At 61.6% G+C, this 12,876-nt stretch carries 9 protein-coding genes; 5 read left to right on the forward strand and 4 right to left on the reverse strand.

Translation table 11 applies throughout. The features are described from left to right. Window positions 1-240 precede the first annotated feature (240 nt). The 3 genes from M8Q45_RS03850 to pcaC are packed head-to-tail and all read left to right on the forward strand — an operon-like array spanning window position 241 to window position 2,821. Complete coding sequence (locus tag M8Q45_RS03850; protein ID WP_249873634.1) at window positions 241-1,605, forward strand: 3-carboxy-cis,cis-muconate cycloisomerase; 1,365 nt, start codon at window positions 241-243, stop codon at window positions 1,603-1,605. A 12-nt stretch (window positions 1,606-1,617) separates the two neighbouring features. Continuing rightward, complete coding sequence (gene pcaD, locus M8Q45_RS03855) at window positions 1,618-2,418, forward strand: 3-oxoadipate enol-lactonase (RefSeq protein WP_249873635.1); 801 nt, start codon at window positions 1,618-1,620, stop codon at window positions 2,416-2,418. A 10-nt stretch (window positions 2,419-2,428) separates the two neighbouring features. After that, window positions 2,429-2,821, forward strand: a complete 393-nt coding sequence (gene pcaC / locus M8Q45_RS03860) for a 4-carboxymuconolactone decarboxylase (RefSeq protein ID WP_249873636.1) — start codon at window positions 2,429-2,431, stop codon at window positions 2,819-2,821. A gap of 610 nt (window positions 2,822-3,431) precedes the next feature. Here pcaC and M8Q45_RS03865 read toward each other — a convergent pair. Further along, on the reverse strand, window positions 3,432-4,685 hold the full coding sequence (locus M8Q45_RS03865) for an OprD family porin (protein ID WP_249873637.1): 1,254 nt from the start codon (window positions 4,683-4,685) through the stop codon (window positions 3,432-3,434). An 879-nt stretch (window positions 4,686-5,564) separates the two neighbouring features. Here M8Q45_RS03865 and M8Q45_RS03870 point away from each other — a divergent pair. Continuing rightward, window positions 5,565-5,915 carry a DUF6124 family protein gene (locus M8Q45_RS03870; RefSeq protein WP_249873638.1) on the forward strand — a complete coding sequence of 117 codons (351 nt, stop codon included), beginning with the start codon at window positions 5,565-5,567 and terminating at the stop codon, window positions 5,913-5,915. 213 nt (window positions 5,916-6,128) lie between these two features. On the opposite strand, the gene adeC is transcribed toward M8Q45_RS03870, so the two are convergent. From adeC to M8Q45_RS03885, 3 genes are read right to left on the reverse strand one after another with little or no spacing between them, the layout of a single operon-like run. Then, the gene (gene adeC / locus M8Q45_RS03875; protein ID WP_249873639.1) at window positions 6,129-7,586 is read right to left on the reverse strand and encodes an AdeC/AdeK/OprM family multidrug efflux complex outer membrane factor; all 1,458 of its coding nucleotides are present in this window, start codon (window positions 7,584-7,586) and stop codon (window positions 6,129-6,131) included. Beyond that, the gene (gene emhB / locus M8Q45_RS03880) at window positions 7,583-10,747 is read right to left on the reverse strand and encodes an efflux RND transporter permease subunit EmhB (RefSeq protein ID WP_249873640.1); all 3,165 of its coding nucleotides are present in this window, start codon (window positions 10,745-10,747) and stop codon (window positions 7,583-7,585) included. Before emhB ends, adeC begins: the two co-directional genes overlap by 4 nt. 3 nt (window positions 10,748-10,750) lie before the next feature. Further along, window positions 10,751-11,908, reverse strand: a complete 1,158-nt coding sequence (locus tag M8Q45_RS03885; RefSeq protein ID WP_249873641.1) for an efflux RND transporter periplasmic adaptor subunit — start codon at window positions 11,906-11,908, stop codon at window positions 10,751-10,753. Between the two features lie 264 nt (window positions 11,909-12,172). Here M8Q45_RS03885 and M8Q45_RS03890 point away from each other — a divergent pair, with 264 nt between their 5' ends. Beyond that, complete coding sequence (locus M8Q45_RS03890) at window positions 12,173-12,805, forward strand: TetR family transcriptional regulator (protein ID WP_249873642.1); 633 nt, start codon at window positions 12,173-12,175, stop codon at window positions 12,803-12,805. Window positions 12,806-12,876: the final 71 nt, after the last annotated feature.

The following is a 12,876-nucleotide window of genomic DNA, read 5'->3' on the forward strand; positions in this document are numbered from 1 at the left end:
GGTTTGATTCATTGTGGCCAGCAATTGCACCGCTGGGCCCCGTAGGAGCTGGCGAAGCCTGCGATCTTTTGATCTTTTGATCTTTCGCTTGGGACTCAAGTGTCAGGGGAAAGATCGCAGCCTCGTTGCACTCGGCAGCTCCTACGCAGCTCCTACGCAGCTCTTACACAGCTTCTAGGGGGGCAAGCCAGCAGGAGCAATCGTTGACCACAAAGGCATCCATTTTCCGAAGGACTGTTTATGAGCGAACGACCGGGCAATCAGCTGTTCGATGCCTACTTCACCGCCCGCGACATGCGCGAGGTGTTCTGCGATGCGGGGCGGGTCCAGGCGATGCTGGATGTCGAGGCCGCGCTGGCCCGTGCCGAGGCGCGAGTAGGGTTGATCCCCCAGGACGCGGTGGCACCGATCGAGAACGCCTGCCGTGCCCAGTTGTACGATTTTTCCGCGTTGAGCGAAGCGATTGCCAGCGCCGGCAATTCGGCGATCCCGCTGGTCAAGGCGTTGGGCAAGCGCATCGCCACTGAGAGCGCCGAGGCTGAACGCTACGTGCACCTGGGCGCCACCAGCCAAGATGTGATGGACAGCGGGTTGGTGCTGCAACTGCGCCAGGCGCTGGCGCTGATCGAGGAAGAGTTGGCGCAACTGGCCGTCATCCTGGCCCGACAAGCCGAACGCTACGCCGCCACGCCAATGGCCGGACGCACCTGGCTGCAACACGCCACGCCGGTAACGCTGGGTATGAAGATCGCCGGTTGGCTGGGGGCGATCACCCGCAGTCGCCAGCGCTTGAAAGAGGTCAAGCCGCGCTTGCTGGTGCTGCAATTCGGCGGCGCCTCCGGGACACTCGCCGCCTTGGGCGACCAGGCGCTACCGGTCGCCGAAGCCTTGGCCGCGGAGCTGCAACTGAACCTGCCGGAGCTGCCGTGGCACACCCAGCGCGATCGTCTGGTGGAGTTCGGCGCGGTGCTGGGCTTGATCGCCGGCAGCCTGGGCAAGTTGGGGCGCGACATCAGCCTGTTGATGCAGACCGAGGCCGGCGAAGCGTTCGAACCTTCTGCGCCGGGCAAGGGTGGTTCATCGACCATGCCCCACAAGCGCAACCCGGTGGGCGCGGCGGTGCTGATCAGCGCGGCGACGCGCGTGCCTGGCTTGTTGTCGACGCTGTTCAGCGCCATGCCCCAGGAACACGAGCGCAGCCTGGGCCTGTGGCACGCCGAATGGGAAACCCTGCCGGAGATCTGCTGCCTGGTCTCCGGCGCCTTGCAACAGGCGCGGCTGTTGGCCGAAGGGCTTGAAGTGGATGCGGCGCGCATGGCCCGCAACCTGGAGTTGACCCAGGGCTTGGTGCTGGCGGAAGCCGTGAGCATCGTCCTGGCCCAGCGTGTGGGGCGCGACACTGCGCATCATTTGCTCGAACAATGCTGCAAGCGCGCGGTGGCCGAACAGAGGCATTTGCGCGAGGTGCTGGGGGACGAACCCCAGGTCACCGCGCAGTTATCCGCGACCGAGCTGGACCGCCTGCTCGACCCGGCCCACTACCTCGGACTAGCCCAGGCCTGGATCGCCCGGGCCGTGGCCGAACACCTAGCCTTGAATGCCTGAAAGGAGATTGTTGTGGGATTCGTCAAACTCGCCGAGGGCGATCTGAATTACCGAATGGACGGGCCGCAGGACGCCCCGGTGTTGGTGCTTTCCAACTCCCTGGGCACTGACTTGCACATGTGGGACGAGCAGATCCCGGCTTTCAGCGAGCATTTTCGCGTGCTGCGTTTCGATACGCGGGGGCATGGCCAGTCGTTGGTGACCGAAGGTCCCTACAGCATCGAACAACTGGGCTGCGATGTGCTGGCGATGCTGGATCAGTTGAACATCGACAAGGTGCATTTCTGCGGCTTGTCCATGGGCGGCTTGATCGGCCAGTGGCTGGGGATCAATGCCGGCGAGCGCCTGCACAAATTGGTGGTGTGCAACACCGCCGCCAAGATCGGCGACCCGTCGGTGTGGAACCCGCGCATCGAAACCGTGCTGCGCGATGGCAAGGATGCGATGGTGGCCTTGCGTGATGCGTCGATTGCCCGCTGGTTCACCCCGGACTTTGCCGAGGCCCAGCCTGCGACGGCGAAAAAAATCACCGACATGCTCGCCGCCACGTCGCCCCAGGGTTACGCAGCTAACTGCGCGGCGGTGCGTGATGCCGATTTTCGCGAGCAGTTGGCGTCGATCCGCGTGCCGCTGCTGATAATCGCCGGTACCGAAGATGCCGTGACGCCGCCGTCGGGTGGGCATTTTATCCAAGCGCGCGTCAGTGGGGCCGAGTACGCCGAGTTTTACGCAGCACATCTTTCCAACGTCCAGGCCGGCGCTGCGTTCAGCGCGCGGGTGGTGGATTTCCTGCTTGATTCTGGCCGGGCCTGAGGAGTTTTCTGTGGACGAGAAACAACGTTACGACGAAGGCATGCAAGTGCGCCGCGCGGTGCTGGGCGATGCTCATGTCGATCGCAGCCTCAATGCGCTGACCGAATTCAACAGCGAGTTCCAAGAGATGATCACCCGCCACGCCTGGGGCGACATCTGGACCCGCCCGGGACTGCCGCACCATACCCGCAGCCTGATCACAATCGCCATGTTGATCGGCATGAACCGCAATGAAGAACTCAAGCTGCACCTGCGCGCCGCCGCCAACAATGGCGTGAGCCGCAGCGAGATCAAGGAAGTGATCATGCAGAGCGCCATCTACTGCGGCATCCCGGCAGCCAACGCCACCTTCCACCTGGCCGAATCGGTCTGGGACGAGCTGGGTGTCGAATCCCGGGCTTGAGAAACACCGCCAATCCGTGTGGGAGCGAGCCTGCTCGCGAAAGCGGTGGGTCAGCTTGCGATGATGCTGAACGTACCGCCGCCATCGCGAGCAAGCTCGCTCCCACACTGATGTCCAGCGCTCATCGAATCTGCGTCCACCATCAATCCCTTGTGGGAGCGAGCCTGCTCGCGAAAGCGGTGGGTCAGCTTGCGATGATGCTGAACGTACCGCCGCCATCGCGAGCAAGCTCGCTCCCACACTGATGTCCAGCGCTCATCGAATCTGCATCCACCATCAATCCCTTGTGGGAGCGAGCCTGCTCGCGAAAGTGGTGAGTCAGCTTGCGATGATGCTGAAGGTACCGCCGCCATCGCGAGCAAGCTCGCTCCCACACTGATGTCCAGCGCTCATCGAATGTGCATCCACCATCAATCCCTTGTGGGAGCGAGCCTGCTCGCGAAAGCGGTGGGTCAGCTTGCGATGATGCTGAAGGTACCGCCGCCATCGCGAGCAAGCTCGCTCCCACACTGATGTCCAGCGCTCATCGCATCTGCATCCACCATCAATCCCCTGTGGGAGCGAGCTTGCTCGCGATGACGGTGGTACAGCCTCCCTCCAAGTCTGGCTTCTACAGCAGGCTGATCGGGTAGCTGACGATCAACCGGTTCTCATCGAACTCATTGGTATTGAAGTCCCGGCGCATCGTCGAGTTGCGCCACTTCACGTTGAGACTCTTCAGCGCACCGCTCTGCACGGTATAAGCCAGTTCGGTTTCACGCCCCCATTCCTTGCCGTCATCCACCGTGGCGGTGTGCACGTTGTCGCCGCTGATGTAGCGGTTCATCAGGGTCAGGCCCGGCACGCCGACAGCAGCGAAGTTGAAGTCATGGCGCACTTGCCAGGATTTTTCCTTGGCGTTGTCGTAGCTGGAGTTGTAGCTGTCGTTCGCCAGGGTGCCGCCGCTGGTGCCGTTGACGCGCATCCAGGCATCATCGCCGCCGACTTTCTGCAGGCCGACGTAGAAGGTGTTGCCGCCGTATTTGGCGGAAAGCATGGCGAACGCGGTTTTGTTGTCGAGGTCGCCGGCCAGTGCGCTGCCGTCTTCCTTGCCGGTGAAGTAACCGAGGTTGGCGCCCAGGGTCCAGTCGCCGATCGGCTGGCTGTGGGTCAGGTTGAAATACTGTTGCTGGTAGATGTCGGACAGTTCCGCGTACCAGACGCCGACCTGGGTGCGTTTTTCGTTGAAGGCGTATTCGCCACCGCCGAAGTTGAAGCGGTCGGAAGTGAACGCGCCACGGCCGTTCATCGACATGTCTTCCATGCTCGCGTCGTTGCGCGGGCTGTTGGCGCGGAACTGGCCGCCATAGAGGCTCAGGCCGTTGATTTCGGTCGAGGTCACCTGGCCGCCACGGAAAGTCTGGGGCAGGGAACGACCGTCGTCGGAGCGCAGGATCGGCAGCACCGGCATCCACTCGCCGACCTTCAGCTCAGTCTTCGAGACCTTGGCCTTCAGGGCCACGCCCAGGCGACCGAAGTCATCGGCGGGGCGACCGTCGTCATGCACCGGCAGCAACTGGGTGCCGGCGGTGCCTCTGCCGCCGTCGAGCTTGATCGAGTAGGTCCCCAGCACGTCCACGCCGAAACCGACCACGCCCTGGGTGAAGCCGGACTTGGCGTCGAGGATGAAGCTCTGGGTCCATTCCTCGGCTTTGCCTTGGGCGGCGTTGTCGTTGGTGAAGTTGCGGTTGAAGTAGAAGTTGCGCAGGTTCAGCGTGGCCTTGGCATCTTCGACGAATCCCGATTCCGCGGCCAGGACGGGCAGGGCGGTGCTGGTCAGGGCGACGGCGATGAGGCTGGGGAACAGGTGCTGTGTGGGCTTCATGGGCGTTGTCTCTTATTTTTTATGGACGAAGCGAGTTGTTGCCGCAACCTTTGGGTGCGAACGGTTCGGTGGGGCCAGGTTGTTAAAGCGGTCCGGAATCAGCCGGACAGGGCGGGGCGTAGGGACATGGCGTCGGACCTGTTGTTATTGGTTTTGTGCGAGGGATGGTGAAGGGCGGCCTGGGATCGGTTCAATTGCCATTTGCGGGTTTTGGGCGATTATCGAACGGCAAAGTAACCGAATGGATGGTCGCAATCCCCTGTGGGAGCGAGCTTGCTCGCGATGGCGGCCTGACAGCTGGCCTGGATTTTTGACCGGGTACATATCCGTTGCTGCGGTCACGGCGGCTTAGGGTTCCGCCCTTACGGCGGCTCACTTTTTTTCAGACGCCAAAAAAAGTAAGCAAAAAAGGCTTGCCCCACCGCTCGGTGCCTCGCCTAGGCTCGGCATGCCCTCACTCCGGCATTGCTCCGTGGGCCGCCGCGAAGGGCCATCCATGGCCCAGCGCGGCTAACCCGGCATCCATGCCGGGTTACCCACTCCACAATGCCTGCGTTCGGCCATCGTGGTTAACGGGGCGTTGAGATCAAAAGCAAGAGCAAGAGCAAGAGCAAGAGCAAGAGCATGGGGGCTTTCGCTGCACCTATGTGATAGAGCCATTGCTATCGCGAGCAAGCTCGCTCCCACAGAGTTTGTGGCCGGTCTGACAGACGCGGCGACTTTTCCGACGAAGTTTTAAGGTTGCTGCTCGGAAGCGGTATCTCTAGCTTGTTCATGTCGCTGCCAATCCAGCGACCGGGACTGCAAGCCCGCCGAATTCGTTAGGCGCCAGCGCCCGGACCCAATGTCTCGGGCTCCAATTGATGCAGGAGCGCCGTTATGAAAAAACATCATCCTTCTTCGCCATCAGAGAGCACCTTCCCCTACAACGACCCCGATCCAGAAAAGCTCCAAGAGGCCGCAGACCGAGCACTCGATTACCATCTGGGCACCCACCCTGATCCCAAACCCAAAACCTCAACTCAAGTTTTCACCGTCATCGATACCCTCGACACCGAGTGCCTACTGGCAAATCTCAGCGAAACCCTGGCCTCGGCCAGTGCGATGGTCAACGACCTGGCGTTCGACCTGAAAGGCTCTCGGCGGCATGTCGCGCTCGGCGTGGTGCAGATGATTGACTTGAGTGAGTTGTTGGCCAATCGAGCGCTGGATCTCGTCGACCCGCGTTAACCAAGTGTGGCGAGGGGATTTAGCGAAGCGTCGCATCGCCCCGCTGGGCTGTGGGAGCAAAGCTTGCTCGCGAAACGGGCGCCTCGGCTCCTGAAAGCCCGCATCGCCTCCATCGCGGGCAAGCCTTGCTCCCACATAGGCCAGCGTTAAAGCGCATACAAACAAAAAGCCCACCTTTCGGTGGGCTTCGTGTTTCAACACTCAGGCATCAGATCAGAACAACTTCGTCTCCGGCGCTTTCTCCGCCACCGGTTCGCTCTTGCCCGTCTCGGCATTCCAGCCACCGCCCAGGGCCTTGTACAAATTGACCTCGCTGGTCAGTTGCGCAAGGCGGTCGGTGATCAGCGATTGTTGTGCGCTGAACAACTGGCGCTGGGCGTCGAGGAAGGTCAGGTTGCTGTCGACGCCGATGCGGTAGCGACGCTCGGCCAGGCGGTAGTAGTCCTGGTTGGCGGCGACGAAGTCGGTCTGGGCCTGCAACTGTTCGTTGTAGGTCTGGCGCGCGGCCAGGCCGTCGGAGACTTCCTGGAACGCCGTCTGAATCGACTTCTCGTACTGCGCGACGTTGATGTCTTTCTGGATCTTGGCGTAATCCAGGCTGGCCCGCAGGCTGCCGGCGTTGAAGATCGGCAGGTTGATCTGCGGCGCGAAGGTCCAGGTGCCTGAACCGCCCTTGAACAGGCCGGACAGGTCCGGGCTCAGGGTGCCGGCGTTGGCCGTCAGGCTGATGCTCGGGAAGAACGCGGCCCGCGCGGCGCCGATGTTGGCGTTGGCGGCGAGCAGGTTGCGTTCGGCCTGGAGGATGTCCGGACGACGTTGCAGCAGGTCCGATGGCAGACCGGCCGGCACTTCGCTAAGCAGGTCATCGCTCAGCGGCTGGGAGCTCAGGTTCGCCGGCAGGCCGGTGCCCAGCAGCAGGGTCAGGCTGTTTTCATCCTGGGCCACCTGGCGGGTGTAGCGGGCCAGTTGCACGCGGGCGTTTTCCACCGCCGTGCGCGCCTGGCTCAGGTCCAGGGCCGAGGCCACCCCGACTTCGGCGCTGCGCGAAGTCAGCTTCAGGCTCTGCTCGTAGGTGCCCAAGGTTTCCTGGGTCAACTTGAGCAGTTCCTTGTCGGCCTGCCAGGTCAGGTAGGCGTTGGCGACGTTGGCCACCAGGCTGATCTGGGTGCTGCGGCGGGCTTCTTCGGTGGCGAAGTAGCTTTGCAGCGCTTGCTCGCTCAGGCTGCGAACCCGACCGAACAGGTCCAGTTCATAGGCGCTGATGCCCAGCGTTGCCGAGTAGGAACTGCTGATCGCCGCTTCACCGGTTTGCGAGGCCCGTGCCGGTACCCGCTGGCGGCTGCCGGAGCCGGTGGCCGAGACCGCCGGGAACAGGTCCGCGCGCTGGATGCGGTATTGCGCGGCGTAGGCATCGATGTTCAGCGCCGCGACGCGCAGGTCGCGGTTGTTTTCCAGGGCGACCTGGATCAGCTGTTGCAACGCCGGGTCATGGAAAAACTGCTTCCAGCCTTGCTCGGCGGCAGCTTGGCCGGGCGCATTGGCCGGCTCGTAGGCCGGGCCTTGCGGGTACTGCGCCGCGACCGGTGCTTCGGGCCGCTGATAGTCGGGGATCAGCGAGCAACCGCTGAGCACGACGGCGGCGATGGTCAGGGAAAGTAGCGACTTGCTCATTGGCCAGCCTCTTTGGAAGTTTCAGGAGTGTCGTGCTCGTCGGTATTTTTTCGACGGCCTATCGACGACACGGTCACGAAGAACAATGGCACCCAGAAAATAGCCAGGATGGTGGCGGTGATCATACCGCCAATCACCACGGTACCGATGGCGTGTTGGCTGCCCGAGCCGGCACCCGTGGAAATGGCCAGTGGCACCACCCCGAGGACGAAAGCCAGGGACGTCATGATGATCGGGCGCAAACGCATGCGGCAGGCCTCAATGGCGGCCTCCTGCAAACTCTTGCCCTGTTCATGCAGGTCTTTGGCGAACTCGACGATCAGAATGGCGTTTTTCGCTGCCAGACCGATGGTGGTCAACAGACCTACCAGGAAGTACACGTCGTTGGAAAGACCACGCAGGCTGGTCGCCATCAACGCACCGACAATCCCCAGCGGGACGACGAGCACGACCGCGATCGGAATCGACCAGCTTTCATACAGCGCCGCCAGGCACAGGAACACCATCAGGATGGACAGCGCGAACAACGCTGGTGCCTGGGAGCCAGCCAATCGTTCTTCGTACGACAGGCCCGTCCAGGAAATACCAACACCGGCTGGCAGCTTCTTGGCCAGTGCTTCGACTTCGGCCATGGCTTCACCCGTGGAGTAGCCCGGCGCCGGGGTTCCGAGGATTTCCATGGCTTCCACACCGTTGTAACGAGCCAGCTTGGGCGATCCGTACACCCACTCACCCTTGGCGAATGCAGTGAATGGCACCATGGTCCCGGCGCTGTTGCGCACGTACCACTTCTTCAGGTCTTCGGGGCTCATGCGCGCACCAGGCTGGCCTTGCACGTACACCTTCTTCACCCGACCGCGGTCGATGAAGTCGTTCACGTAGCTACTGCCCAGGGCAATCGACAGGGTGTTGTTGATATCAGACAAGGTGATGCCCAGCGCGCTGGCCTTCTCGTCATCGATCTCCAACTGGTATTGCGGTTCGTCGTTCAGGCCGTTCGGACGCACCTGGGCCAGTACCTTGCTCTGGGATGCCATGCCCAGGAACTGGTTACGGGCTTCCATCAACTTTTCGTGACCGATACCGGCACGGTCTTGCAGGAATACGTCGAAACCGGTGGCGTTACCCAGTTCCATCACCGCCGGTGGAGCGAAGGCGAACACCATTGCGTCGCGGAAGGTGAAGAAATGTTGTTGGGCGCGGCCAGCGATCTTGAACACGGAGTTGTCAGCGTTACGCTCTTCCCACGGTTTGAGCATGATGAATGCCAGGCCGGAACTCTGGCCTCGACCGGCGAAGTTGAAGCCGGTCACGGTGAACACCGAGGCCACGCCATCACCTTCACCGCCATCCTTGCTCGGACGCAGCAGGAACTCCCGCATCTTGTCCACCACCACCTGGGTACGCTCGGCGCTGGACCCGGCCGGTGTCTGCACTTGGGCAAACAACACGCCCTGGTCTTCTTCCGGGAGGAACGAGGAGGGGATGCGCATGAACAGCCAGATCATGCCGGCGAAGATGATTACGTAGACCAGCAGATACGGGGCCTTGTTGCGCAGAATATTGCCAACGCCACGTTCGTAGCTCATCACGCTACGATCGAAGTTGCGGTTGAACCAGCCGAAGAATCCGCGTTTTGGTACGCCGTGCTCGCCTTTTGGAATGGCTTTGAGCATGGTGGCGCACAGGGCAGGGGTGAAAATAAGCGCCACCAGTACCGACAGGGCCATGGCCGAGACGATAGTGATGGAAAACTGCTTGTAGATCACGCCGGTGGAGCCGCCGAAGAACGCCATCGGCAGCAGTACTGCCGAAAGCACCAGGGCGATACCCACCAGGGCACCCTGGATCTGGCCCATGGATTTCTTGGTGGCTTCCTTGGGCGACAGGCCTTCTTCGCTCATCACCCGTTCGACGTTTTCCACCACGACGATGGCGTCGTCCACCAGCAAGCCGATGGCCAGCACCATGCCGAACATGGTCAAGGTGTTGATGCTGAAACCGAACGCCGCGAGGATCCCGAAGGTCCCCAGCAGCACCACCGGTACGGTCATCGTGGTGATGATGGTGGCGCGGAAATTCTGCAGGAACAGGAACATGACCAGGAACACCAGCGCGACCGCTTCGACCAGGGTTTCAACCACACCCTTGATCGACTCGCTCACCACCGGCGTGGTGTCGTAGGGGAACACCACTTCCAGGCCTTGCGGGAAGAACGGCTTGAGATTTTCCACGGTCTGGCGCAGGGCCTTGGCCGTGTCGAGGGCGTTGGCGCCAGTGGCCAGCCGCACCGCCAGGCCGGAGGCCGGGAGGCCGTTGAACTGGGCATTAATGGCGTAGCTCTCACCACCCAGGCCAACATCCGCCACGTCGCCGACACGCACTTGCGAGCCGTCCGGATTGACCTTGAGCAAGATGGCCTTGAACTGCTCGGCGGTTTGCAGGCGGGTCTTGCCGATGATGGTGGCGTTCAATTGTTGACCGGGTACGGCAGGCAAGCCGCCGAGTTGGCCGGACGAGACCTGGACGTTCTGCGCGGAAATGGCGTTGCTCACGTCCACCGGGGTCAGGTTGAAGTTGTTCAGCTTGGCCGGGTCGAGCCAGATCCGCATCGCGTACTGGGCCCCGAAGACCTGGAAGTCACCGACGCCCTTGGTCCGCGAGATCGGGTCCTGCATGTTGGACACGATGTAGTTGGACAGGTCTTCCCGGGTCATGCTGCCGTCGCGCGACACCACGCCGATCACCATCAGGAAGTTTCTCACTGACTTGGTCACGCGGATGCCTTGTTGCTGCACTTCTTGCGGCAGCAGCGGGGTGGCCAGGTTCAGCTTGTTCTGGACCTGGACCTGCGCGGTATCGGAGTTGGTGCCTTGCTCGAAGGTGGCAGTGATGGTCATGCTGCCGTCGGAGTTACTTTCCGACGATACATAACGCAGGTTGTCGATGCCGTTGAGCTGCTGCTCGATCACCTGCACCACGGTGTCCTGCACGGTTTGCGCGGATGCGCCCGGGTAGGTCACCTGGATCGCAATGGCCGGCGGCGCAATGCTCGGGTACTGGTTGATCGGCAACTTGAGGATCGACAGAGCCCCGACCAGCATGATCACCAGGGCGATCACCCAGGCGAAAATCGGACGGTCGATAAAGAATTTCGACATGGTTTACTCCCCTTTGCCGCCGGCGGCTTTATCAGCTGCCTGTGCGGGGGCCGGGTTCTTGGTATTGACGTTGGTGGCCTCGGTGGCTTTGACTTCCACGCCCGGGCGTACGAACTGCAACCCTTCGGTGATCACGCGATCGCCGGCCTTGAGCCCGTCTTCGATCAGCCATTGGCTGCCGACGGTGCGGCTGGCCTTGAGTTGACGCAGTTCGACCTTGTTGTCAGCGCCAACGACCAAAGCGGTCGGCGTACCCTTGAGGTCGCGGGTCACGCCTTGCTGCGGAGCGAGGATCGCCGCGCTGTTCACGCCGGCCTGTAGTTGTGCATGGACGAACATGCCCGGCAGCAGGGTGTGGTCAGGGTTGGGGAACACGGCGCGCAAGGTCACGGAGCCGGTGGTCTGGTCGACCGAGACTTCGGAGAATTCCAGTTTGCCTTCGTGCGGATACTGGCTGCCGTCTTCCAGGGTCAGCTTGACCATGGCCGCGTTCTCGCCAGCCTTCTGCAGGCGGCCACTTTCCAGTTCGCGGCGCAATTGCAGGAGCTCGACGGAGCTCTGCGTCACGTCAACGTAGATCGGGTCCAGTTGTTGGATGGTCGCCAAGGCATCGGTCTGACCGTTGCTTACCAAGGCGCCTTCAGTCACCGAGGAGCGACCGATGCGACCGGAAATCGGCGCATAGACCTTGGTGTAGCGCACGTTGATCTGTGCGGTCTGGAGATTGGCTTCCGACTCCAGGCGATTGGCCACGGCCGTGTCGTATTCCTGGCGGCTCACAGCCTGTTCGTCCACCAACTGCTTATAGCGATCGGCAATCGACTTGGTGGAGCGCAGGTTGGCCTCGGCACTCTTGAGGGTCGCTTCATAAACGGCTGGGTCGATCTGGTAGAGCTGCTGGCCGGCCTTGACGTCAGCACCTTCCTTGAAAAGACGCTTGAGGATGATGCCGTTGACCTGCGGGCGCACTTCCGCGACGCGGAACGCACTGGTGCGGCCCGGCAGTTCGGAGGTCAGGGTAAAGGGCTGGGTCTTGAGGGTTACCACACCGACCTGAGGAGGAGGAGGCGCAGGCGCAGCCTCTTCCTTTTTGCATCCGCTGAGCAGCGATGCCAGGGCGATGGCAGTGACCAGAGCGGTAACAGCTGGCTTGAATTGCATGGAAATCCTCGGGTCCAGGCGCGTAACAGGCGCGCTCGAAGGTGGAAGGTAAAAAAGAGCAAGATAAGCAATTAGTAGGATGCTAAGAAATATACTTACGTACACGGTTGTTTGTAAACAGCCAAATTGCGTACCATCCGTATTTACAAAAGCCTTACAAAGGCCGATGCGAATCGGGAGCGCATTTCGACGGGCGCCGCCTCATGGATTGTCATGCCGAACCTTTCGCATCGCTTACGCATCCTGATTGAGGTGTTTACTGCCATGGTCCGTCGTACCAAAGAGGAGGCTCTGGAGACTCGCAACCAGATACTCGAAGCGGCCGAAAAAGCGTTTTTCGAGCGAGGCGTGGCGCGTACGACATTGGCTGACATCGCGACGTTGGCCGGCGTGACGCGAGGTGCCATCTATTGGCATTTCAGCAACAAGGCGGATCTGCTCCAGGCCATGCTCGATACGTTGCATGAACCGCTCGATGAGCTGGCCCGCGCCAGCGAGAACGAAGAGGAACTTGATCCCTTGGGGTGTGTGCGCAAGCTGCTGGTGCGGCTGTTCCAGCAAGTGGCCCTGGACCCGAAGACCCGGCGCATCAATGAAATTTTGTTCCATAAGTGCGAATTCACCGATGAAATGTGCGACTTGCGACAACAGCGACGCCAGGTCAGCCTCGATTGCAACGTGCGCATCGCATTGTCGTTGCGCAATGCCATGAAACGCGGCCAGCTGCCGGAGGACCTGGACCCTGAAAGGGCTGCGGTGGCCATTCATGCCTATATCGACGGCATCCTCTATCAATGGTTGCTGGCCCCCGACAGCTTCGCGCTGGCGGGCGAGGCCGAGCGCTGGGTGCAGATCGGGCTGGATATGCTGCACCTGAGCCCCAGCCTGCGCAAATGAAACAAATGCGTAATTGAGTCGGTTTGTGTCAATACCAGACCCGGACGTACCCCGCCAGAATTGCCACGGGC

The organism is Pseudomonas sp. T1.Ur (genome assembly GCF_023516725.1).
Taxonomy (GTDB): Bacteria; Pseudomonadota; Gammaproteobacteria; order Pseudomonadales; family Pseudomonadaceae; genus Aquipseudomonas; species Aquipseudomonas alvandae.

Bases quoted from the DNA above. Each gene is read 5' to 3' on its own strand.
- M8Q45_RS03850 (WP_249873634.1), top strand. From the start codon at position 241: ATGAGCGAACGACCGGGCAATCAGCTGTTCGATGCCTACTTCACCGCC.
- M8Q45_RS03865 (WP_249873637.1), bottom strand. From the start codon at position 4,685: ATGAAGCCCACACAGCACCTGTTCCCCAGCCTCATCGCCGTCGCCCTG.
- M8Q45_RS03870 (WP_249873638.1), top strand. From the start codon at position 5,565: ATGAAAAAACATCATCCTTCTTCGCCATCAGAGAGCACCTTCCCCTAC.
- adeC (WP_249873639.1), bottom strand. From the start codon at position 7,586: ATGAGCAAGTCGCTACTTTCCCTGACCATCGCCGCCGTCGTGCTCAGC.
- emhB (WP_249873640.1), bottom strand. From the start codon at position 10,747: ATGTCGAAATTCTTTATCGACCGTCCGATTTTCGCCTGGGTGATCGCC.
- M8Q45_RS03885 (WP_249873641.1), bottom strand. From the start codon at position 11,908: ATGCAATTCAAGCCAGCTGTTACCGCTCTGGTCACTGCCATCGCCCTG.
- M8Q45_RS03890 (WP_249873642.1), top strand. From the start codon at position 12,173: ATGGTCCGTCGTACCAAAGAGGAGGCTCTGGAGACTCGCAACCAGATA.